This is a genomic window from Bartonella krasnovii, from assembly GCF_003606345.3.
GTDB lineage: Bacteria > Pseudomonadota > Alphaproteobacteria > Rhizobiales > Rhizobiaceae > Bartonella > Bartonella krasnovii.
On the sequence record NZ_CP031844.2, the window covers coordinates 1,357,051 to 1,382,782 of the forward strand.

The window sequence follows — 25,732 nt, forward strand, 5'->3', positions numbered from 1 at the left end:
TTTTTCCCTATTGAATGGATATCCCAAATATCATAAGGAGTTTTCTCATTTTACCTCTATTCCACGTTGAATCAATCAAACCTCTGTCTCTTACACTTTATAAGCAAGTAAACTATGTGGAAAAAACATAAAGAAAAGACTAAAATAACCTCTTTATGAACCGTCTCAAGCGTCAAAGGCTAGTTTTGTAATATTAAAGTCTGGTAAAATATGTAATGGGCTTGCTCTTTTATCAAAAGGCGCCGGCTTTCTTCTTCATAAGCATCAAAGAGGATGAAGGGCTCTATGGATTTATCGCCATAGCATTCACGAGCGTCGTCGCAAATGAGCTATGATGCCTTAGAAAATGAGCGTTGGAGCCTTTAAAAAGATCTCTTTGAAGTCTCCCTAAATATCCCCCTCATTTCTTCTTATAGCATATCTTCTCCTAGAGCAGAGAAAATAAACTGAGATTTTCTGAGAGTGCCTAAGACAATCCATCTCAACACTATAGAGCTTTTATAACGCTTATTCTGAAATGCTAATTTTGGTTTTAGCATAAGCGAACCAAGCTAAATTTTATCAAGTTCATTGTTTCATTGCTTTTTATGATCATGAAAAAAACTTTTCTAAAGTAAAACTTTAGATCATAGAGAAAGCCGCAATTATAATTCGTTTTGTTGTTTACAATAAAAACATAATGATATAAAAGCTGTCCGGGTACTTGCGCCATCAGGGGAGTGAAGTAAGCATCAAAGCATACCAAATACTAAAGGCATATCTATGTGTAAGAAATATATTTATAAGAAAAATCTTTTGTTATGTACAATTGCTGGAACTTTGATTTTTTCTCATTTCGGTTCAACTCATGCAAATACACAGCCTCCTGAAATTATTAATGAGTTCAAGCTGGAAAACGGAGAGGAAAAGACCCTTAATAATGTTTTTATCCGCAATGGATTAAGCGCAGTGCACGCCTCTAAAAAAGCAATTGCCACAATTACAAGCTCAACAATACATTCAGGTTCGTTTGCCTTTGCTGTATCACAAGGTGGACGTATTAATGCTAAAGGAGTTAAAGTCAATGCATTGTATACTGGTCTATCAATTTCGAACGGTATCATTAGCATTGAAGATTCATTCATAGAAAGCAAAAGAAAATCCGGTATTATTTTTCATAGCATTTTAGATATTTTTCTGAAAGATGGTGAGGAAGTTATCAATAAGGCGCTTCTTACCAATACAAAACTTTTTGTGAGAGATGGTGTTGGTATTTTAGGACCTTCATCTTCAAAGTCTGTTGCCGAAGTTCAGCTTAGAAATTCAGAAATTCGTGCTGATGTATTATTACAAAATAATGTAAAAAAGAAAACAGATTCAGATCCTCATCCTGTGACTTTTGTATTAACTGCCGATAATTCGATTATGGAAGGAAGAGCAAGAACCCTAGCAGTTAATACGACTGTTTTTAATTTAACCAACGAGAGCAAATGGTATTTAAATGTAAGTCAATATGACATAAATAACGATTTTAGTACATTTAATTATGCTCTTCACGACATTGAGCAGCGATCACTGTCTACCGTTTCAGTCTTGAACCTTAATAATAGTTCTATTGTGTTTAATGCACCCCATACGCTGGCGAAGGGTCAGTATCAGACCTTGAGTGTAGGACAAACCATTGAGGTTCCTCATTCACAAGAAAATAGGAACTCTGCTACAAAAACCGTTTACAATGCGACAGGCAATGCAAAGATTTATTTCAATACAGAATGGAGTGATGGTTTAGACAAAGCACAACAAAAAACAGACCGCCTTCTTGTCCATGGAGATGTCTCAGGTACCACAACAATTAATTTCAATAGTCTTTCAAAAAGCGAAACATCAACAGCAGAAGCTTCTATTCCCGCAAATATGCGTGGTCTGTCGCTCATACAAGTATCTGGACAGGCAGATAGAAATTCCTTCAAACTAGAAAATGGCTACGTCACAATGGATGGTTCGCCCTATAAATATGTATTAAAAGCCTATGGGCCGACATCAAGTCTTGGGAAAGCCGAGAGCGCGCAAAGCCACTTAGGGGAAGTATCTCAACAATCAAAAGACAAGAGCGCAAAAACCGACACGACTCCTGTTGTATTAGGGGGAATGATTTCAGGAGTTGAGAATAATATAAAAGGTGAATCAACATCAAATTCTGAACAAACAGGCAACGGACAAAACCATTTGAGAGAACATCAAAATTTCTGGGATTTCCGCTTGCAAAGTGCAACGCTCGATGATGAAGGAAAGATCAGAGCTCTCGTTCCTCAAGTGGCAAGCTATTTGGTCATGCCTAACGCTCTATTCTCTGCTGGATTGGCTGATATAAACAATCAAAATACGTTACTGGATACAATGCAAGAAACAGGCTTTGAGACAAAAGATCATAAAAACAAAGGAGTCTTCTTCTCGACCTATGGTAATAAAATGACATTATCTTCCCACCGTACACCATTACAATATGGCTATGGTGCCGATATTCACTACGCTGCTTTACAAGCAGGCTTTACGTTGGTCGCTCTAGAAGATAAAAACATGACCACCAATTTTGGTCTTTTAGGAACATATGGGAAATTAGCTTTCACCCCCAAAGATATGGAAGGAGCTGACAAGAGTACACTCGATAAGTGGTCACTGACTGCATATAGTGGCCTGCATCATCATAATGGAACATATGTCCATGCGCTCCTCTCCTATGGAATACTCAAGGGAAATATCACCACAGCTCTCATAGGAAAAACAGCAGAATTGACGAACACCGATACATTCAGTGCATCAGCAACCGTTGGACAAAAATTTGAAACCAGTACGAAAGGATTGTCCTTTGAGCCACAAGCACAAGTTGTTTATCAACGTCTTATGCTTGGTACACTCTCAGATATTGATGGCTTTAATGTGGATATGGGGAATCCTCATCAATGGTTGGTGCGTGTTGGTGGACGCTTAACGCAAAAAATAGTTCCTACTGAAGATGGCCGTATTCTTTCTTTTTATGGTAAATTGAACGTCATCAAAGCTTTTTCTAACAATGGCACCATACAGATTGGTGAATCGTTCCACCTTGATACTATGGGAGCAGCCATTGAAGGTGGATTTGGTGTGAATGCACAATTATCCACGAATCTCTCCCTTCATGGTGATGTCAGCTATCAACAAAAGCTGCAAAAAACGGGGATATCTGGAACAAGCTTTTCAGGCGGAATACGCTATCAGTTTTAAATAAAAACTATAAAATAGTCATTCTATTCAATTTAACAAAAAAGGCAGCACAATTGCTGCCTTTTTTTTTACAGTCTTTCGGCAAGATCCGTCGATAACGGTTCTTTCTATACACCTTTCTTAAAAGGATTAATTTTGTTCAAACTAAATGCAGCCTAAATGCAACAAAATCTTTTATCTCTCTAATGACGGTTGAATTCTCAAGAAAGTGACCTTTTTGATGTATAAAAATCAAATAAATTCAGTAAAAATTTTTATCTATTAATAAAATAAAATGCAAAATACTTCAGATTTTTTACATAAAAAATTCATCATGAATAATTCTATATACAAGAAAATCAACTGAAAGCCTTTTGTAAGCGCACACTAAATCTTCTCAAAAACTTTTTAGGTTTTTTATAACAACAGCTTTAAGCAATAAATATCCTTGTAAAATATTTAATTCTTAGTGCTTTAAAACGAAAACACTTATCAAGCTCAATCTTCTGAAGTCCATCGTCGCTGTATTGAACTTTCTATTTTACAAGCGTTTTTCGGACAAATTTTTAAACGATAAATAACAAAGTATAATATTCGTTTTGTTGTTTACAATAAAAACATAATGATATAAAAGCTGTTTGGGTACTTGCGCCATCAGGGGAATGAAGTAAGCATCAAAGCATACCAAATACTAAAGGCATCTCTATGTGTAAGAAATATATTTATAAGAAAAATTTTTTGTTATGTACAATTGCTGGAACTTTCATTTTTTCTCATCTTGCTCCAACTCATGCAAATATACAACCTTCTGAGATACCTACGATCCAAGTGACGAATGGAGAAGAGAAAAATCTTAATAACGTTTTTATTCGTGGTAAATATGATGCCGTTGTTGCTAAGAAAGGCCATGTTACTATTACCAACTCAATAATGCACTCAGGCTTTACTTTACTTTCTGCAACGTCAGGTGGTCAAATTAATGCTAAAGGAATTATAGGGAGAGCAGAAGAGCGTGGTTTGTCACTCACAAATGGCACAATCCATGTTGAAGATTCAACCATAAACGTCATAGGCCACAGCAAAATCTCTGGGATAAATTTTGGTTATATTCTAAGCTCCACAATACAAGAAGGAGAAGAAGTTATAAACAAAGCCATTCTTAATAACACAAAACTTCTTGTAAAGAATGGTGTAGGTATTTTCGGACCTTCTTATTCCAAAGCTGTTGCAAATGCGGTGTACCTAAAAAACTCAGAAATTCGTTCTGATATGTTATTAGAAAATGGAGGCTCCCCCTTCACTGAGGTTCAACCTACCACTTTTACATTAGATGCTGATAATTCAATTATGGAAGGAAGAGCTAAAACGCTTCCTCAAAATACAACAATTTTCACCCTAAACAACAACAGCAATTGGCATTTAAAAATTAGTCTATTTGAATTGGAAAACAGTTTTAGTCTATTTGATTACACGCTTCTTGATCTTAAGCAACGTGCACAATCAGTTGTTTCAGTTCTAAACCTTAATGATAGCTCTATCATTTTTGATGCTCCGCATAAACTAGCAGATAATCATTATCAAACCTTGCATATAGGAAGACATCCACAAAAAACAGAGCAAAACAGAAGCTCCAATGGCACAGCAGTTTACAATGCAACGGGCAACGCAAAGATTTACTTTAATACCGAATGGAGTAACGGTCTTCCAAAAGAGCAACAAAAAACTGACCGTGTTCTCATCCGTGGTGATGTTTCAGGCACTACAACGGTCTATTTTAACAATCTTTCAAAGCACGCAGAATCATTCGATAATAAAAAAGCAAAAGATTCAATTCCTTTGAATGGACGTGGGCTCTCACTCATTCAAGTTTCTGGACAAGCTAATGAAGATTCCTTCAAACTTGCCCATGGTTACATCACAATGGGAGGCTTACCTTATAAATATATACTCAATAGCTATGGACCAACATCCCGTCTTGGGAAAGCGGATAATCAGCAAAGCCTTTTTCCAGAAGGTGGAGAATTTTGGGATTTTCGTCTCCAAAATATTACTCTTGATTTGATGGAAGAAATAAAAGCTCTTGTTCCCCAAGTGGCAAGCTATTTGGTAATGCCTAACGCAATATTCTCCTCTGGATTGGCTGACGTAAGCAATCAAAATACGCTGTTAGATAATATGCACTCAACAGTTTTTGGATTAGAAGGTCATAAAAAGAAAGGCATCTTCTTATCAACTTATGGCAACAAAGTGATGTTATCTTCCAGCCGGAGTCCATTGGAATATGGTTATGGTGCGGATGTTTGCTATGCTGCTTTACAAGCAGGTATGACATTAGCAACACTAGAAAATCAAAACTTAACCGTAAATTTTGGTCTTTTAGGCACCTATGGAAAGCTCGCTTTTACGCCAAAAGATATGAAAGGTTCTGACAAAAGCATACTGGATAAATGGTCCTTTACGTCCTATGGGAACCTCCACCATGACAATGGTCTTTATATTAATGCACTACTCTCTTATGGCATTTTAAATGGACATATCACTACAGCCCTTATTGGCAACACCGCAGAGATAAATAATACGGATATATTGAATATATCGGCAGCCGTTGGACAAAAACTAGCAACCGGTGTTGAAGGATTGTCCTTTGAACCACAAGCGCAATTGATTTATCAACATATTGCATTTGGTACGCTTTCGGATATCGATGACTTCCAGGTTAATATAAAAACGCCCCATCAATGGCTGGTCCGTGTTGGAGGACGTTTAACGAAAACCATACTTCCTATTGAAAATGATCGTGTTCTTTCTTTTTATGGTAAATTGAACGTCATTAAAGCTTTTGGAGAAAAAAGTACGATCGATATTGGTGAACCTTTCCGTCTCGATTCTATGGGCTCTTCCCTTGAAGGTGGACTTGGCATTAACGCGCAACTTTCCAAAAATATAGCCCTTCATGCTGACGTTAATTACCAACATAAACTCCAAAAATCTGGAATATCTGGAGTGAATTTTTCCGGTGGAATGCGTTATCGCTTTTAGAAATCTTAGCTTTCACTTTTGACACATAAGCAGCACTAAAACGTAAGAAGTGCTGCTTATTTTGACACATTCCTAAAAAGTCGTGATGCGTCAAAGAGTGGTTCATTTTTTATCAAAACAAAGAAAATATCTTAAGGAACATCTCTATGCATAAGAATCTTTTGTTATGTACAGCCGCTTGTGCTTTGTTTTTTTCTTCTTTTACCTTCACATCGATCAGTACCGCCTCTAGCCTAAGCACTGAAACACGCCGTGCCCTTGAAGGAATGATCAAATTACCAGAACAATATCGTTATGCCATTGATGTAATGAGCACACCAACACAGACAGAAAAAAATCTTGAAGAGATCACCTCTAGCACCATGAGGGGAAATCATTCGCACTTCAACCAAGTACATCAAAATTCTATGGATCGTGTAAGAAGAGAGACGATCAGTAGCTCTTTTTCAGGAACTACTCGTGCCGATTCTGGTGTACATCATACAGTATTAAAGCATGGAGTGGATAATATACACACCCAAGTCATGGCAAACCAATATCATCAAGATATACAATCTATAGCAGATACTGGTGAAAAACTTAACCAATTGAGAATAAAACGGAGTGCTTTACAAAAACACGCAAGTGATAAATTATCATCCGCTGACGTTGCTTCACAACACGAGGACAATTCATCTTTAAAAACAGATCTTGAAATTACGCAATCTATTATTGATCCGAAAACAAACACGGATTCCTCAGCATCAAAAATGGCTCTTAACACATCCGCAGAATCCCATGTGAAATTGTCCACAAAAATTGAGAGCATCCCTACCGCTCATGCTGAAAATACGTCTAAACTTACAGATGATAAAGCAACGACAACTTCTTCTTCTCTTGATGGAGCAGCAAACCGCAAAACACTTACTCCACAAATAGAAAACTCTTTCGTCATGCCTATTGCAATGTTTGCTGTTGGGGTTTCTGATGCCAACAATCAAAGTATCTTGTTAGACAATATGCAAATAACAATGTTTGAGCCCAAAGAGTATCAAGAGAGAAGCATTTTCTTATCCACTTATGGCAATAAGAACACATTTTTCTCCCGCATTCTTTCAAGACAAGAGAGTGCTCAAACAGAACAAGAGGGCGTTCCAACAGAGCAAGAAAGCATTCCAGCAGAGCAAGAAAGCGTTCCAGCAGAGCAAGGGAGCGTTCCAACAGAGCAAGAGGACGTTCCAACAGAGCAAGAGAGCGTTCCAACAGAGCAAGGGAGAATTCATGCGGATATTCGCTATGCCGCATTGCAAGCAGGGGCTACATTAATCGCGCGAGAACATCAAAGTATCAGCACCAATTTTGGTTTTTTCGGAACATATGGAAAATTGTCTTTTGCTCCTAAAAATGCAGAGAGCTCTCATAAGAAGATGTTTGATAAATGGTCACTCACCGCCTATGGAAACATTCAGCATGACTCTGGCATCTATGCAAGTGCTTTCCTCTCTTATGGAATTTTTAAAGAAAATATGAGAAAAGAATTCATCAAAGATACCCCCAAAGTAAAAAATAGTAAAATATTAGGGGCTGCTGCAACTGTTGGTCAAAAACTATCCACCGGGTTCGAGGGTGTCATCCTAGAACCACAAGCACAACTTGTTTATCAGCGTCTCATACTTGGTGTCTCCTCAGATAATAACTCTTCCTCAAATGACAACAGTTCTTCAGATGAAGAAAATTCTAAAATAAACATAGGCAATCCTGATCAATGGTTGCTACGTATTGGCGGGCGTTTAACGCAAAACAAAGGTCATGTTCTTTCCTTCTACGGCAAACTGAATCTGATCAAAACTTTTAGTAAAAATTTTCAGCTTGCTGCTATGGGATCGTTAGTCGAAGGTGGTTTTGGTATTCAAGCGCACTTATCGCCAAATATCGAGCTTCATAGTGATCTGAGCTATCAACATAAATTCAAAAAAGTTGGCATCTCTGGAATAAATATTTCTGCAGGAATGCGCTATCACTTTTAAAAATACTTATATTCTATCTTGAAATATAAAGTACTCTTATTATGTTTCGTTTTGTCTCTTACAAAAGAGACATAATGAGGTCAAAATTTTATATTTTATGAGAGAGGGGAAATATTTAGGAATACATCCATATGAAAAAAAATGTTTTACTATACACAGTTTCTAGCGTTCTGTTTTATTCTTCTACCAGCTTATCTTATGCTCTTCATAGCACGCCTCCATCACCAATGGGAGATCCCTTTTCTTCACAACCCACTCATGTTAACTGCCCAGTAAATACAACCGGAGTTTTTGATCCGTATACTGATCCATGTGATGGAACTGGACGACCTATTCTACCTCAACCTTCCTCTCCACCTTCAACACCGAGCGCACCTACTCTCCTTCATTCTACGAGTGCTGTAACTTCTACAAATGGTGTAACGCTCCAAACGCAACGTGAAGGAAATTTAAGAAGCGGTACAGACTCTACTGGGGGAACGGCACACTCTTCAACGCGCTCACAACCATCTGAGAGGTCTTCTCAAAACTCTCGAGAAAAAAATTCATCCCCAAAATTAACGAATGAAAACGCAGCTTCATCCTCAAAACAAAATTCTGTACCTGTTCGAGAAGGAACACAACCATCAACAACTAAAGCAACAGAAGCTCCAACGGCAGGGACAGCTTCAACAACAGACGTAGCCAAATCGAGAAGACGTTCAGGTGTCTCTTCTTTTCCTACAGATTCTTCTAGTGAAGAAACAGCACCCAATTCTACTGTAACTTCACAGCCAGAAGTAACACAACCTTCACCTAATTTACAGTCAACACCTAAAATACCTGAGCCTACAAAACCAGTAACAAAAGTATCAACAAAATCTGTACAATCAACGCCCACGCAAACTGAAACTGCACAAAAAGTACCTACAAACTCTAATCCCACAGGACTGGAGCCTCAAAAACCAGCAACAGAAGTATCATCAAGTCCTAAAGAATCAAAACCTACAAGACCAACAGCAGAGCAATCACCGGCACCTAAAGAGCCAGAACTCTCATCAATGTCTTTAAGACCAGCAGCCGGAAAATCAATATCACAGGGGGCATCAGAATCTGTGAAACCAGCGCCTGCGCACTCTGTCTCTGCACAAAAAACATCTGAGAAATCAGAGCTTTCACAACCAATATCCCCCGTAAAACAGCCTGAAAATCCTTCACGAATCGAAGATATAAGCGCTGGCGTTGAGGCTAAGAACGGTAACACTATCACTCTGCATAACAAAAAAATTCAAGACAGATGGAATGCGGTCAGTGCTGAGGGAAATAATTCAAAAATCAAAATGAATGGGGGAAGCATTGATGCGGGTTTTATTGCACTGAGTGTCTCAGAGGGTGGAGAAATTGATGCCACAGATATTACGGTGACAGCGGAAACAGCGGGATTGGTCAACATAGAGGGGACAATCAATCTTAAAGATTCAAACATCCAAATCACAGGGGAATTTGAAGCAAATGGCATTATTTTTCGCAATAATCCATATCATGTCTCTCAAAGGCGACATCCACGCAATGCTGGAATAAATGCCAACGCCATTCAGAAACAAAATATTGTCGGTAAAGTAAATCTAGAAAATACAAAATTTTTTGTTGAAAATGGTGTAGGTATCAGCCTTTATGGAACAAACACAAACGGTGTTATCAGTCTTAAAAATTCAGAAATTCATGCTGATGCTTTATTAAAAAATATAAAAAACGAAAATGAATCCACAAACACCCTTACACTGGTTGCGGAGCACTCTTTTTTAGAAGGTCGGGTAAGAACCTCTGAGAATAATAGAACAATTTTTGATCTAAAAAAAGAGACAAAATGGCTCTTAAAACCCAATAAAAACACTATAAATAATGATCGTCTCTCAGAGAACGATATTATTTCGTATGATTATAGACAGTTTGGTCTTGATGAAAAATCATTCTCTAATCTTTCTGTATTGCGCCTTACTGACAGTGCCATTATGTTTAACAAGCCTGAGGAAGGACATTACCAAACTTTGTTTATAGGCCCTCAACGTCCAAAAGAAGATGGAACAGCGCATACTGCAGCAGTTTATAGTGCAACAGGTGTTGCAGAGATTTATGTCAACACTCAATGGAACAAACACTCTCCTGTCACGGAACAACAAACCGATCGTATTGTGATTAATGGTGATGTATCTGGGAATACCATTGTTCACATTAATCTCCAAGAAACAGATAAAACAATAACCGATGGTTCTGTTATTTGGGGAGAACAGATGGCGTCACTTCCTTTAGGGACACATGGAGTTTCAATCATTCAAGTTTCCGGACAGGCAAACGAAAATTCCTTCACACTCGCCGGAAACTATATGACAATAGGTGGACAACCTTATAAATATATCCTCGCAAGCTATAAACCTGGAACATCTCATGAGAGCCAAAGTCTTTTTGGCAAGAAAAGTGATTTCTGGGATTTCCGCTTACAGAATGCCTACATTGATAAGGATAAAAAAGTTCGAGCGCTTTTACCACAGGTAGCAAACTATTTAACCCTACCGAATACTTTATTTTCTTCTGGATTTGCTGATGTAAACAACCAGAACAGGTTATTAGATGCGATGCGAACAACAGCCTTTAGTGCAGCAGATCATAAAAAGCATAATCTCTTTTTCTCCTCCTACGGCGAGAAAGTTACCTTATCTTCCAACCGCGGCCCTCTGCGCTATGGTTATGATGCTGATGTGAATTATAAAGCTTTACAATTGGGGGCTATATTAGCCACCTCGGAAAGCAAAGATATAAGCGCACATTTTGGTCTTTTAGGAACATACGGAAAACTTGCCTTTACACCAAAAGAGATGCAGGATTCTGAAAAGACAACCCTTGATAAATGGTCCATCACCGCTTATAGTAGCCTCCAACATAGCAATGGTCTATATATCAACACACTTCTTTCTTACGGAAAGTTAAAAGGAAATATTACTACCGCTCTTGTTGGGAATGCTGCAAAATTGGATGGAACTGAAATCCTTAATCTCTCTGCAACCCTTGGTCAAAAATTAACAACCGGTATAAAAGGGCTAGTCTTTGAACCACAAGCGCAATTGATTTACCAAAATCTCATGTTTGATATTTTCTCAGATGCCAATGGTTTAAAAGTAGACATGGGCAATCCGCGTCAATGGTTGATCCGTTTTGGTGGACGTTTAACAAAAACAATAACAACTGTAGAAGAAAACAAAGCTGTTTCCTTCTATGGAAAAATGAATGTTATCAGAACTTTTGGTGACGGCAAAACAATAAAAATTGCGGATACCTTTGATCTTGATCCTACCGGTTCTTCAATTGAGGGAGGCATAGGAGTGAATGCCTATCTTTCTCAGAATATTGTGCTGAATGGCGATATTAGCTATCGACAAAAACTGCAAAAAACCGGTGTATCGGGAACCAATGTTTCTGGCGGAATACGGTATCATTTTTAAAGCAAAAGCACTTTAATTTCAATAAAATAACAAGCAGCACGATGTGCTGCTTGTTATTTAAACGTCTATTTTTAAAATTTTCAAAAATCATCCTTTTATCAAAAAACATATTGATTTATAATATTTTTTACCAATCACATAAAAAACTAAAGAGCTTAGCATTCTCTTATGTCCAAACTGTTCATTTTAAAGCAATCAAAACGCTTTGCTTGCACATCACAAGCCGAGAGAATTTCAATGGAATAAAACGGCACAAAAAAATGCCTCTTTATGAACCACAACAGAAAGCAACACGGGGAAATGAGCAAAGTGAATCATACGACCAGCTTACACTCCTTTGCTATGCATAAAAATAACCGCTTTTATACCATTCTTTTTTACCACTCATAAAGGCTTATACACTTCAAAAAGCACCCTAGACCTCTTCATGAGTGCTATTGCGGAAATAAGTGTAAATATTGAGAAAAATCGCCTCAAAACAAGCATATGAATGGACCATAACAAATCTATTCTGTTTTGGGGATTTTATTTTATATGAAGCATGTCCGCTCATGAAAGCTCCACCCTATCATTATGATCTCTCAACCGCAGCAAAAGGACAAAACAAGTCATTTTGGTTATTGATTAAGAATAGCACAACACAGATAGCCTTAAACTTAACAACCTCGTTGTTTCCTTTATGAAAAACAGATCTTGAGAACATAAGTTTCGTAAGCGCATATTAAAAAATTGAAAGACAAATAGTCTCTTATTTAAGAAGTCTATCCATTTTAAGAAAAACAATTTTTATTGCCAATCTCTTAAAATTACTTTACACATTAAAAGGTGTTTTGGTCGCATACGCAACGATCAAGTGGGATTAAAAGCCTGAAGACTCAAACATGAATTTATCCCACTCTGTGGGTGTCCCGGAATTCCGGGAGATTTTGCACTGTCCAAGTGCTCGACGCACTAAAGGCAAAATGCTGATTTGAGCTCAGTACTTTTAGACTCGCGGAATACGCATAAGGGGGCACTCGCAACCGGCGGTGTAAAAACACAAACCAAAGGGTCTCCATAACGACATTATTCATTGGCAAAGAAAAATACCCTGCATCATTTTCTGAACACTATCCAATGCACAAAATAAGCTATCCGCTTGTAAAATATTATCCTCCGGATATGGAAAGATCATAGGATCAAAAGAGCGATGCCTTCTTTAATTACATGAGAAAACACCGCCTCTGGTTAAAAAGCTATTTTTTATTGTAAATTCCTTAAAATTACTTTACACATTAAAAGGTGTTTTGGTCGCATACGCAACGACCAATAGGGATTAAAAGCCTGAAGACTCAAACATGAATTTATCCCACTCTGTGGGTGTCCCGGAATTCCGGGAGATTTTGCTATGTCCAAGTGTGTCTTATGCACTAAAAGCAAAATGCTGATTTGAGTTCAGTGCTTTTAACTCCCGGAATACTCATGCGAGGGCGCTCGCAACCGGAGGGGAGCAAATGCAAACTCAAAACCTTAATATTGATCTTTTTGTCGGCAAAAAATTTGCTTGAAGCGAAAAATATTGGGAATGTCTCAAAAAACCTTAGGAGACGCTTTAGGGGTAAGTTTTCAACAAATTCAAAAGTATGAAAAAGGCTTAAATCGTGTGAGTGCCGGGCGGTTAAAGGAAATTTCCGATATCCTAAATGTTCCGGTTTCCTTTTTTTACATGGATATTATCACAAAAGAAAACACCTCGTACCATCATGAAGAAGTCACATCAAACAGAGAAGAATTTTTGCTTTTAAAAAGTTTTAGAATTCTGACATCTGCCAAACAGAAAGCCATTTTAAAATTAATTTCAGATTAGCATTAAAGCGTTTTAAATGATTTCTATCCTTGTAACTGCTTTCTGTTCTAAAAACAAAACGCTTGCAATTTTTAAACAATTTGACTTCTTAATTGAGCAAGTTCCGCTTAATCGACTTCCTACGATATGAAACACGATACTTTCTTTTTATAAGCCTTCATGCCGCTTCATAAATATTTCTGAAAATATCTTAAAACGCATCATGGCGAGAGCTCTCTTGTTTTTCCTTTACTTCCTCCTCAGATCTGTAATCAATCAAAATCTCTTGTTTGCCCATCACAAGCAAAGGTGTAAACAAAAAAGAATAAAAGTACCCCAAGAATCTCAAGAGCCAAAAGCTGTTGCAACATTGGAAAATGGCAAAGTGACGTTGCTGAAAAGTATGACAATGCCAACTTACTTCTTTATAAGGATGAGAGTGTTCTGTAAATTTTATATTATTTCCATGAAGATTTTATACCTTCATGGGTACCGTCACACCACAGACCAACATCACGAAATCGACACTGTTACAAAATGGGTGTGACACGCCTTGAGAAATATTCTTTCCAATGTCGCGCTTATTGTAAAGAATAAATCTATTCTTTTTGAATCGCTCTGCTTTGCATAAAGGGCGTGGTCCCATTAAAAATGCAATAAACAAAAACATGAAAAAATGTATGATCTTCACTCTTTAAAAGGCAGTGCTTTAAATTCTTTTAAAAGCTCTCAAGCAAAAAGATGATGATAAAAATATCACCTTTACAGCTTTATAATTCCCCCAATGAAGCTACCTCCATTTATCCCAACAGAGATACACGTGCTCCAATCGGCATACAAAACGACAATAGAAGAGAAAATACTAAACCACCTTTTCATCTCAAACATAGAGCTTGAAGTAACTAACCGCTTCATATCACCATACTTTAAAGGAAACGGTTGCATAAGGCATCACGGGGCGGTCTTAATATTTTCTTATCCCCCTTCCCTAAACGAAAAAAAATGAAGTGCCTACCAACCCACTCCGTAAAACAATGTTCCATAAAAAATTTGCCTTCTCTTAAAGCCGCTTCAATTGACTCACCACAAAGGTGTGCGCTTCACATCACCTAAAAGAGACTGTAGACTCTATTTTACAGAACAGCAGAAAGATAACTTAAATACTCAAACGCGCTTAAAATATAAAAACTAAACAACACACTCTTTCTTCAAACCACTTCCCTACCGCATCATTATAATCGCGCAAAATAACCGATATAAACGAAGTTTAGATTATTCTTCTAATTCCTTTGCAAGTCCAGAGAATTGCATAGCTTGCGAAAGATCATTGACTGCATTTAAATGTGTTTGAAGTAGTTCACTATTACGCTGTATTTTTTCTTGTAAATCAGACAGCAAACTTTCAACCTCATGCTCAATATCTTGATTCATGTAACGTCTCACATCGCTCATCGATTTATTAAGATCACGCAAACCACGTATTTTACATAAATTTATTTCTTCGTAATCTGGAACACCACTGCTTTCTAGCATATTGCTTTCATAATCAACCACTTGGGCTAATCCTTTCACAGCAGCAACAAATTTTGTCATTGCCCAATCACGATCAATAAGGTTATTATCAAGAGCTTTTGCTTTTGCAGCAAAACTATCATCACCATATTGCACTACAGACATTTTTATTTCCCCTTCAATCATATTGTTCAATCTTACTTTCAAATCAGAGAGATTAAACAGTTTTTCTTCAATGCTGATACACCCACTCGCGCTCGTGATGCGAACATTGCCCAGACAACAGCACAACAACCCTTAAAAGTGCGTACCACTTCAACTTTCAACATATTCTCTGAAATATTTTCTTGCTTTGCTCCAAAACTATTATTGCTACTACACGCATTCACCAAAACGCTATAGACTTAAACCTCTGCGCAGCAATATCGAAACTTCCAAATTTTCTCTGTCTATTTCGCCTTGCTTATTTTACCCTTGCTTATTTTATTTTGTCTGTTTTACCATCCCCAATCCTTCGACAGAAAACAACAGCTCTCTAACGATAACCTTGGCAATAAAAAACACTTGCCGACAAAAATTCACAGCAAAGAAAGACTTAAGACCATTAAGGACTTCAGCATTCCACCGATAGCAATATTTACCCTCCATAACTTTATGGCTTTCCCTTCACCTAAACTTGCATACTTTCTGGTGCGCATAAGACAGCACCCTACAAGATTAGTTGCATCCATTCAAAAAGATACCCACACGCTCTCTCTTTACTCTTTTTACATACATGCAATACCTTGCATAAAACACAAAAAGAACTCTCTTTTGAACAGACCAGCCACATAGCACTATAAAAAAGACACCTTAAAATAGCTAAATAGCCATCCATCTTTCTTTTTCAATTATCATTTTGCTTTTCTTTGCAGTGAGAAACTATATAAGATTTTTTGAACCTTTTCAAGCGTTTCTTAACCCATCCGTTCGATACACCTTTAATCTCATATTCATGCGATTGTTTGAAAAAAACAAGCGCATGAATATGCAACATAAGAATATTTCATTTGGAACATTTCTTTCTTCGTGGAAAAATATATCCCAAACAGCCTTAACTAATCTTGTTATGAGGTAAAATCGATTAAAAAGCCTATTTGACTTTCTCCCCATACCTTAAAAAACAAAAAACTTAACTCCATCTGCTGTGTATACAATCCAAGTTTTTGTCAAGCAGGCTTCTCTCGACTCCTCCTCATGAGATTCACTTGAACGAAAAACTCAACAAACAAACCTACAAATATTCACTCGCATACTAAAAGATACTTAACACACAAATAAAAAAACACTGAAACGTTTCAAAAAACTTACATGCCTTATATTCCCGCCATAAATAACCGTATTTTATGGCATCATGGGATAAAAGAATTTGACGCAATACAAAACCTATAAAATCAATTAATATTGACTTTAAAGCTTTTCTTTTTTTATGCACTCACAGTGCTCAAACGCCTCAAAAACCTTTATAAATAAAGAAAAATTTTAAGCTTGCCGAATATGTTATATCCGCATATATTACAGGCTGTAACATATTGTTACTTAATTAAAATCACCTCCAAAAGAACAGAAAGAGGCTCTTATGGCTGATCTCATAAAAGCCGCGATGCTTTATTCAACCTTGATTATTACCCTCAATGCTTTTGTTGTATTTTTAGCATTCGTCATAGAAATATACGAAGCATAAGTCTTTTAGCTTTTCGTAATCTGTGCAAATAAGCATCTTAATTTTTCACAAGATCAAAGTAAAATTTCAGCTCTCTCGATAAATCACCTCCCAATTTCAAACATCGCTTGCAACTCTTTTGGTGTTAACTTCTATTTTTTATCTGCATTTTTAACTATTAGTTTTTGTCTTTTCACGCTCCCTTAAATCCCAACGTCATCCCTCCCCTTAAAGGACAGAGTTTTCAACCAGATTCAATCTGTAAACAATTTATCTTCTTATCAAGTAGCTTATCATTAACTTCCTCCTTCAAGGCATATCACGCCCCCAAAGGATAATATTGAAGCTTATGCAGCACCACCATCTTGACGTTTATGAAAAAGAAAGATGCACCATCATACACCAAAGCCCCTCATGGTCTATCCCTTGGCTCTTGAGATAAATTTATAAAAGGCATTTACCTGCCTTTTCAATCGTTTTTTATTCACGAGGGAACACTTTCATTTTTGACGTGCAAAAACATGGGGTTGCATAGCTTAACCTAGAACATATTTGAAATGAGAGAGTTCTACGAGTATCGGGAGCTTATTCAAGATAAAAACAGTGAACACTCTTTACACATCAAAGCATTGTCCGAAGAATACGACCCCTTAAGAACAAAAAACGCATGCGTAAATTTTACATGGGCTCCACCACTACTCAAAATGATAATACGACGGCACAATTATAATAAAAACAGCAAGAAAAGGGGAGTAAACTTGGAGAGCGGTTAACACATCACAGATCCAGCAAAACCCTCCTAGTATAAATGGCTCACGCCCTCACCTGAAATAATAATATTCTCAAATAAAAAGCATTTTTTTTTAAAATAGTGTGAGAAAAACATTTGACTATAAAACAATAATAAATCCATTCAAAATACTTTTTTCCTTCTCTTAAAAACGGAAAAAAAGTAAATTCCAAACAGATATTTTTCTTTCGATTTTTTCAAAATTAGCTGTAAAGTCTAATGCCTTTCTTTGTATGATAAAATATTTATTTGTATTAAACTCTGCCACATAAATTGAATCTCATATTTCATCATGCATGCAACCAAGATGTTAAAAAAATCAGCGCATAGTTTGAAAAATGATCGCAACACGCGGCGGCTCATTCCGGTGCAACAATACCACAATTGAAAGCACTTTTTAGCGGAACAGATGCAATATGTCATCTATTCCACAAAGAGTGCAAACCATAAAAGATTAGCTCTTAAAGTCAAAAGCGCCCCAAAAGTTAGGAACAAAAATCCAAAAAACAGAATAAACTCAATAACAGTCCAATCTCTTATTGAGTTTTATTTTTTAATGAAAGCCAAAAAGAAATTCCATATATGCTTGTTTAACATTTCGACAGTTTTTAGATTTATCTCTGGAAGATTCTTCCATATTTTCACATTTCAGTCCCCATTCTTGCATCAATTTTTCATCTTTCTTAAAATCTTCTACGCTATAAGTCTTTTCGCAACCAGCAACAGCAAATCCAATGCAAAACAGCAATGCTATAATAATGACTTTATTCATCAATAATTTCCCCTTCCTTGAGATTGATAAATTTGGACACAATTGAGCACTCTCTTAAAATTGCACATTTGGCTCATTGTCCATTTTCAAAAATTTTAAATCCAACCCCTGTACGCAATTTTTTTACAATCCTTAAAATCAATAGAATTGCAAAGAAAGCATCCTCCTATCGATATTGTTTATAATTTAATTGCTGTTTTACTATTTTCTCGTTTTATGCCCCTTTTTGTTATTTCCGAGCAATTCCTTTAAAATTTTTTCAGAATTCTCTTGAACAAGGTCCGCATTGGCTTGTACAAGATTTATACAATTTTGGGATTTCGTAATAGAAGATAGCTCTATCTTATTACATTTCTCTTTCCACTCTTTGCGTAATTTAGCATCTTTCTTAAAATCTTCTACGCTATATTCTTTTTCGCAACCAGCAACAACAAATCCAATGCAAAACAGCAATGCTGTAATAATGACTTTATTCATCGGTAAATTCCCCTTCTTTTAGATGATAAAATTTGGACACAATTGAGCGCTCTCTTTAAATTACACATTTGGCTCATTGTCCATTTTCAAAAATTTTAAATCCAACTCCTGTACGCGATTTTTTTACAATCCTTAAAATCAATAGAATTGCAAAAAAGCATCCTCCTATCGATATTGTTTATAATTTAATGATTGTCCTGCTATTTTTCAGTTTCATTCCCCTTTTTGCTATTTTCACGAAGTTCCTTTGCAAGATTTCTATAATGCTCTTGAAAAAGTTCCATATCGGCTTGCATGACATTTTGACAATTCTTAGTTGCAAAAGCAGAGGGTCCCATTTTATCGCATTTCTTTCCCCATTCTTGCATCAACTTTTTATCTTTCTTAAATTCCTCAACACTGTAGTTTTTTTCACAACCAACAGCCACAAGCCCTGTGCAAAACAACAGTGCTGTTAGAATGATCTTGTTCATGGTTACCCCTCTTTTTATTTTATACTGACTTGTTTTATACTTTGAGAACGACATCATTGGTTTCACAAAATCCTTGTATTGTGCTCTTACGTATACTTTTCCTTTGATAAATACGAACACCTTCAACGCCAATATGTTGCATCATGAGAGTTGTTTTATTGGACTTGTATTTGTAATGTTATCTACGCAGTGGCTCTTTAGATTTGAGCGGTTTAAACTTAGCAGCAATTTAATATCTTAATATTTTCAAAAAGCTTTTTAATCACTTTTTTCAAGAATTTTTCTTCAAAAACCCCTTCATCATGAAAAGCAACACAAATATGGTATCAAAAATTCACCATACCTAGATCCATTGCAAATTTTCTGCAAACGAAACAACAACTCTTTTAATGATTTGATTGCGCTCTTGCTTATTTCTTAATCCACTTTCTTAATTTGTCGAGAAAGAAAAAACGTAAACTCCCCCCGACACTTTTCAAATGCTAACAGAAACTCTAAAAATTGATCTTATACATTCCTGATAGCCATAAAAAGTTCTTTACTTACCATCAAGTAACATTCAATACTCAGTCTATAAAATCACACATAATCTATAAAATTACACAAATGAAAGAAATAACTTCATATCATACTCTATGATTTCTTTTGGTTATGAGGAAAGCTTATAGCACGCTCATATCAGTTAATTTTATTGATTTTCATCCCCTCTGATAAACATGAATATAATTTAAAAAAGCCCCCTCTAACAGAAAAAAACAATCAAAGCTACTGTTAATTTACATTATTTACCCATGGTATTTCAGTAAAATAAACAACAAATAACTCCACATTAAAATCATGATCAAGACAATTGTTATGGAAGAATAAACTGACCTATCCAGCGATAATAAAAATATCAAGGGGAGGATGATCACATCCATAGGAGAAGAGTTGAAATGAAGAATTTTTTATAGGTTTATGACTCTTTCATGAAATAAGTCTTATACAAAATAATTTAAATGAAACAACCCGCGTAAAAAAATGAACGCTTCTATCACGATTAATTTCATGTAAAAACTGACCGATATCACCTTTAAAAAAACAAACCAACGCACATTTATTATCATATATCGATTATCGTATATTATTTTTATTTTCCGTATTTTTTTGCAAGCAGTTCGCGCACCTCATCAGCCATTTTAGTTCCACGGCTTGCACAACTTACCTTCATTAACCGATGCAAAGTTTCTGGGATATCGATCGTGAGACGCTTCATCCCTCCATTCGCGTTTCCTTTAGGGCTTCCTACCCATGCATCAGCCGTTAAAGGGATAGATTTATTGGTTGGTTTTGTACCAATTTTAATTTTTTTATTCATCACACGAACTCCTTGATTTCCGCTGCAACGGCTTCAATCTCTGCGGCGGCTGGTCCTTGCTTATCAACTTCATAAACAGCCTTTCCTTGGGCTGCAGCTTCTGCAAAAATCACACGTTGTGCAACGCTAGAAGAAAGAACATGGACGGGGTATATGCCAAGCGCTTCATTTACATCACGCCCTATCGCTGTATTGACTATTTTACGATTAATAACAAAAGCAGATTTAAGACTTTCTTTATAAACGCGTGCTTCGTCAATCAGCTTTACAATTCCATCAGCAGCCCAAATATCATAGGGACTAGGCAAAACAGGGATAAGCACAAAATCCGAAGCCATAAGAGCACTACGCGCAAGGTCCGTCACACGCGGGGGACCATCAATAATAATATAATCATAACTATGACCAATCTGTGTAATCTCTTTGTGAACCGTTGCACGCGGTAAACCAATAACAGAAAACAAAGGCGCCTCTTCACGCGCAGCAGCCCAATCCAATGCGCTCCCCTGTGGGTCAACATCAATAAGCAATACCCGTCCCCCGGTACGTGCAAAACTGGCCGCCAGATTCACGCTTAACGTAGTTTTTCCAACACCCCCTTTTTGATTCAAAAGTCCAATGATCATTCGTTACATCTTTCAGTATTATCGTTTTTGCGATTATACTGAAAACAACAAAAGAAGCAAGTATCCAACATCTACAAAACAACAACTTCTGCTAACTTTTACGATAAAAATGACAACCCGCAATTTGTCTTTAGAATATTCTTTTAGTATAAAGCCCCAAATATTCTGAAGGGAATATTCTTGAAAGAAAAAGATAAATTTAAACAAGCAATAGGCTCTTCTTCCCCTGCCTTAAAATAAAAATTTCTCAAATCCACGCCAATTGATCAAGCATAATCTCCTTTGGATTTTTCCCTCTTCACAAAAGCCTTGATCTCCCCCAATAAAAAAGCCTTTGCCCTGAAAAAATAACAAATGTCCCTGGAGGATTTAGGAGGAGGCCATATTGAATGAGAAAAGCAAAATCCATAAAACTCGCTCATTTTCCTCTTTTATCTTCAATCAATTAAAATCATTTATATGCCATCACCAGCAGAACGAACATATGAGAATAAACACGATAAAAAGGTAAAAATACATCTTATGAAGTGTCTTAACTGTTAAGAACTGTGGTCCGCATCGGTGGCTCGTATATAGTATATAATTGTGTCGATTTGTCCCTTTTCTTAAATGAAAGAAAAGGTGTGTACAATGAGTATTATACTCTTTAAAAGAGATATCTTGCCGCGCAACACAGTGTAATGAACTTGAAAATAAGGATAAACAAACAACACAATGGGCTCTACTTCGTGACAACAATGAACCGTCCATAAAGAGCGTTATCTTTTATAAAAGTCAATCTATTGAGCACATCTATCTTTACACTTAAGAAAGAGCAAAACCACCCCCATTACACGACTTGTGCCAGCTTATGGGCTGTATAAAGCTCTTATCCCTTGAAACGGTTCATAAAAAGACATTTTCCCCTTATCTTATACAATTTCACTCCACACGCCCCCGCTTATCAGCAAGAGATCTTGACTGATGCAACCATGAAACAGACTTGAAATAAGGGAATGCTACGATATTCAAGGTTCTAACGCGAGTTAAATAATAGGTCAATATCTTATTCAAGATCGAATATGTTGCATCTTACAACACATTTTTCCAAGCAAGTCTTCTCGACAAAAAGAATATTTTTGTTAAGATGCCCTTTAAATTATCCTTCATCATGTCTTTTATAGAGCTCAGAGTATCGTAAAAGTCGGGAAATTGGGAATAAATAAAAATGAATTTACAGCAAATTGACCCTGATATTTTTATCGGTGCACAAATGAGCATAGAAAATATCAAAACATTAGCAGAAGCTGGTTTTAAAACAATTATCTGTAACCGTCCAGATCACGAAGAACCTAATCAACCTGACTTTTCAAGTATAAAAATGGTCGCAAATGACTATGGCATAAAAGCCTATTACCTTCCCATTTCGCCTCCAACCATAAAAAAATCAGATGTTGAAACCATGCAGACAATTTTAAAAACAGCGTCTTTACCTCTCCTCGCCTATTGCCATCGTGGAACGCGTTCACTGCATCTTTATCATTTAGCACGTCTTTAATCATAGGCTTCATGCGGCGCTATCCTGCACTCTAAAAAACAAAAGTTCTTAAATTCACACCAGTCTATAAAAAATCATCTGTCAAAAATGCTTGTCCTACAGCTTCCACTTGGGAACTCCCCCGTTAAGGAGCACTCTTCATTAGGACATGATAAGAAAGTTTTTCTCTTAAATAGACAACAAACCTCCACCTCTAAAGCCATCAAGAAGCTACAAAAATGCAGGCAAATTGCATGCAAGCGATAAACTTTTAAAAGAAAAAAAATTATCGATTTTAAATTTTGTAAAATTCTAAAGTTAAAAGCGCAAGAAGTTAAAAAACAGCTCTCTTTTTTCTTCTCATCTCTTCTTTCCAAAGATGCTGTGTCCTTATTCATTCACGATTCATCATGAATTTTAACGGATCAGAAAGAAACAAGCAGTAAAGTTCTAATTGACAACAAAAGCCATACAATTAACTTTGAAAAAGACAATGCCTCAATCAGATCTTCAGATATTCGATTCTCCCTCTCAACAACGCAAAAAACATATATTCCGTGATGTTTTGGAATATATGTTTGTGCTTATCATCACTTTAAGTGCTATTTTAACAGCTCTTCTATCTTTTTCAGATAAACTTAGAGCATATTTTTAAAAGTAAGCAGCCGATCCAACTGTGATAAGGGTTGGACTGTCTTTAAAATTTCTTTTGCTTTCTTTTCATCACGCTGCATTTGTGCAATCAAAGGTTCGAGCCTATCAAATTTTTCTTGTCCGCGCAAAAATTGGAAAAAAGAAACGGTACAGCTTTCCCCATAAAGGTCATCATTAAAGTCAAATAAATAGGTTTCCAAAAGGGGAGCCCCATCTTTAACAACGGTTGGACGACAACCAAAGCTTGCAACACCATCATATAAAACACCGTTAGTGCGACGCAAGCGTACCGCATAAACACCATGAGCCAAACGAACTTGAGGAGGCAACATCTGATTAGCAGTAGGAAATCCCAAAAGACGTCCAAGTTTGTCGCCTTGAATAATATTGGAACATACCCGATAGCGATACCCTAATAAATGGGCTGCTTGGTCAACTTCCCCTTGTGAAAGAAGTTGCCGAATAAAACTAGAGGAAATGATCAACGGTTGTAAATCCTGAGGACGAAAAACACCTGGATGAGAAACGTAAGGAACTTGAACGACCTCAAATCCCTCTTCTTCTCCTCTTTGGCAAAGAAGAGAAACGTTTCCACTTTTCTTATGACCAAATTGAAAATTTTCACCTGTCACCACAACAGAAACATCAAAAGTTTTCTTTAAAATAGACTTGATAAATTCATCGGCTGAAAGAGTAGCAAATTGAGCATCAAAGGGCTGTTCAATCACGCCATCAAAGCCAAGGATTTTAAAAATTTCAGCTTTTTCAGCAGCCTCAGTCAAACGATAAACAGGCGCTGAACGTTGAAAAAAACTTCTTGGATGCGGTTCAAAGGTTAAAACAACAGCGGGTTTCTTTTTTATCCGCGCAAAATCAAGTGCTTTTTGCAACACCCCCTGATGCCCACAATGAACACCATCAAAATTTCCAAGTGCCAACACAGCTCCCCGCCAAACCGAGGGAAACATATGAATTCCCTGAAGACGTAAAAAATTAGCCATTACTGAAGTGCCCACATGATTGCTTGTGGTCTATAACCATGACGTTCTAGAAAAGTATGCAAAGCTTGCTTATCCACCACACCATTTTGCATATAATCATAACAATGAATCCCTCCCATAATATAAAGAGCATCAAGACCAAATTGGGCCGCTCCTTTAATATCCGTCAAAAGACCATCACCAATCGCTAAAACTTGACTTTTTGTTACTGTTCCACGCATTTTTTGAAGTTTTTCAAAGGCACACTCATAAATAGGGGCATGGGGTTTTCCAGCGATGCGGACTTCCCCTCCTAATTGTTGATAAAGACGTGCCAATGCGCCAGCACACCAAAATTCCTTATTTCCATAATGAACAATCACATCAGGATTAGCACAAATAAATGGTAAATTCCGCGCTCTTATGCGACGAAACATCGCCTCATAAGCAGAGGGGTCTTCTTCAAAGTCTTCAAGAAAACCGCTACAAACGACAACAGAAGCCTCCCACTCTTCAACAAATTCACACGTCAATCCTTCAAACAGCACCAAGTCACGTTCTGGACCGATGAAAAAAACTTTACGTGGCGCAGCACAAATGAGATCCTGTGTGACATCCCCTGACGTGATAATGGCATCATAATAGTCACGATGAACATTCATGCTTTGTAATTGAGCCGCAACATCTTCCCGGAGGCGAGGAGAATTGGTCAATAAAATGACCGTTTTTCCCATTTGTCGAATTTTATACAACGCTTTCAACGCTGGTTCAAATGCCTGTATACCATTATGCACAACACCCCACACATCACAAAAAACAGCATCATAACGTTCTATAACAGTCTCAATATGGGTAAGTTCATTCATGGGGGACCTATCTCTCTTTGTCATTGATCAAGCTGTCTTTTACTTCAAAACTACTTAGCGAAAGATAAGACTTCTGTCATCTGCTTTCTCAAACCATATCCCAACTTTGCATCACTTATTAAAGATCATAAGAAATGATAAAATAAATAAGGTATCAAAAGCCTGTGCAAAATTCTAAAGCGCTTTATAGCAAAAGCTTATCATTCCACAATACTCATTTTCTTCATAAAAACTTCAATTCCAACAACAACTGCGTTGATACAGCTTTTTAGCGAAAGCACTCAAGTTCTTAATTTGAAAATAAACAGATAAAAAACGCTTTAAAATTACTTCCTTAAGGATAAAATCCTTAAATTTATAATTATCGTTTATTCTTCAAACCTCATGGGAATCCCAAATATCTTTTCTCATTTCAAAATCTATTTATATTGAATCAATCAAA

General features: G+C 36.7%; 14 protein-coding genes and 1 pseudogene. 6 read left to right on the forward strand and 9 right to left on the reverse strand.

The window, feature by feature from the left end; all coding sequences use genetic code 11:
* The first annotated feature begins 762 nt into the window (after positions 1–762).
* From D1092_RS05900 to D1092_RS05920, 5 genes and pseudogenes are all read left to right on the forward strand, one after another.
* Positions 763–3,240: an autotransporter outer membrane beta-barrel domain-containing protein gene (locus D1092_RS05900; RefSeq protein WP_120122581.1), complete on the forward strand. Its 2,478-nt coding sequence runs from the start codon at positions 763–765 to the stop codon at positions 3,238–3,240.
* Positions 3,241–3,924: 684 nt separating this feature from the next.
* On the forward strand, positions 3,925–6,258 hold the full coding sequence (locus D1092_RS05905) for an autotransporter family protein (RefSeq protein WP_120122582.1): 2,334 nt from the start codon (positions 3,925–3,927) through the stop codon (positions 6,256–6,258).
* A gap of 146 nt (positions 6,259–6,404) precedes the next feature.
* On the forward strand, positions 6,405–8,264 hold the full coding sequence (locus D1092_RS05910; protein ID WP_120122583.1) for an autotransporter outer membrane beta-barrel domain-containing protein: 1,860 nt from the start codon (positions 6,405–6,407) through the stop codon (positions 8,262–8,264).
* 131 nt (positions 8,265–8,395) lie between these two features.
* Positions 8,396–11,740, forward strand: a complete 3,345-nt coding sequence (locus tag D1092_RS05915) for an autotransporter outer membrane beta-barrel domain-containing protein (RefSeq protein WP_120122584.1) — start codon at positions 8,396–8,398, stop codon at positions 11,738–11,740.
* A 1,493-nt stretch (positions 11,741–13,233) separates the two neighbouring features.
* Positions 13,234–13,586 (forward strand): annotated as a pseudogene (locus D1092_RS05920) (helix-turn-helix domain-containing protein).
* 1,251 nt (positions 13,587–14,837) lie between these two features.
* Here the strand turns inward: D1092_RS05920 and D1092_RS05925 are convergent.
* From D1092_RS05925 to parA, 7 genes are all read right to left on the reverse strand, one after another.
* The gene (locus D1092_RS05925) at positions 14,838–15,242 is read right to left on the reverse strand and encodes a flagellar protein FlgN (protein ID WP_120122587.1); all 405 of its coding nucleotides are present in this window, start codon (positions 15,240–15,242) and stop codon (positions 14,838–14,840) included.
* Between the two features lie 318 nt (positions 15,243–15,560).
* Entirely contained in the window at positions 15,561–15,725 is a 165-nt protein-coding gene (locus tag D1092_RS09480) for a hypothetical protein (RefSeq protein ID WP_167309301.1), read from the reverse strand.
* A gap of 2,397 nt (positions 15,726–18,122) precedes the next feature.
* Entirely contained in the window at positions 18,123–18,341 is a 219-nt protein-coding gene (locus D1092_RS05930) for an EexN family lipoprotein (RefSeq protein ID WP_120122588.1), read from the reverse strand.
* A 201-nt stretch (positions 18,342–18,542) separates the two neighbouring features.
* Complete coding sequence (locus D1092_RS05935; protein ID WP_120122589.1) at positions 18,543–18,818, reverse strand: EexN family lipoprotein; 276 nt, start codon at positions 18,816–18,818, stop codon at positions 18,543–18,545.
* 200 nt (positions 18,819–19,018) lie between these two features.
* A complete protein-coding gene (locus tag D1092_RS05940; protein WP_120122590.1) occupies positions 19,019–19,291 on the reverse strand; it encodes an EexN family lipoprotein in 273 nt (90 codons plus the stop codon).
* A 1,129-nt stretch (positions 19,292–20,420) separates the two neighbouring features.
* Positions 20,421–20,648 carry a hypothetical protein gene (locus tag D1092_RS05945; RefSeq protein ID WP_120122591.1) on the reverse strand — a complete coding sequence of 76 codons (228 nt, stop codon included), beginning with the start codon at positions 20,646–20,648 and terminating at the stop codon, positions 20,421–20,423.
* Positions 20,648–21,274 carry a ParA family partition ATPase gene (gene parA, locus D1092_RS05950; RefSeq protein WP_120122592.1) on the reverse strand — a complete coding sequence of 209 codons (627 nt, stop codon included), beginning with the start codon at positions 21,272–21,274 and terminating at the stop codon, positions 20,648–20,650. The genes D1092_RS05945 and parA overlap by 1 nt, the downstream gene beginning before the upstream one ends.
* A gap of 1,207 nt (positions 21,275–22,481) precedes the next feature.
* On the opposite strand from parA, the gene D1092_RS05955 reads away from it, so the two are divergent.
* Positions 22,482–22,811 carry a protein tyrosine phosphatase family protein gene (locus D1092_RS05955; RefSeq protein WP_120122593.1) on the forward strand — a complete coding sequence of 110 codons (330 nt, stop codon included), beginning with the start codon at positions 22,482–22,484 and terminating at the stop codon, positions 22,809–22,811.
* Positions 22,812–23,428: 617 nt separating this feature from the next.
* On the opposite strand, the gene D1092_RS05965 is transcribed toward D1092_RS05955, so the two are convergent.
* Both D1092_RS05965 and D1092_RS05970 read right to left on the reverse strand, forming a co-directional pair.
* The gene (locus D1092_RS05965) at positions 23,429–24,445 is read right to left on the reverse strand and encodes a bifunctional riboflavin kinase/FAD synthetase (RefSeq protein ID WP_120122595.1); all 1,017 of its coding nucleotides are present in this window, start codon (positions 24,443–24,445) and stop codon (positions 23,429–23,431) included.
* Entirely contained in the window at positions 24,445–25,290 is an 846-nt protein-coding gene (locus D1092_RS05970; protein WP_120122596.1) for a TIGR01459 family HAD-type hydrolase, read from the reverse strand. The genes D1092_RS05965 and D1092_RS05970 overlap by 1 nt, the downstream gene beginning before the upstream one ends.
* Positions 25,291–25,732 lie beyond the last annotated feature (442 nt).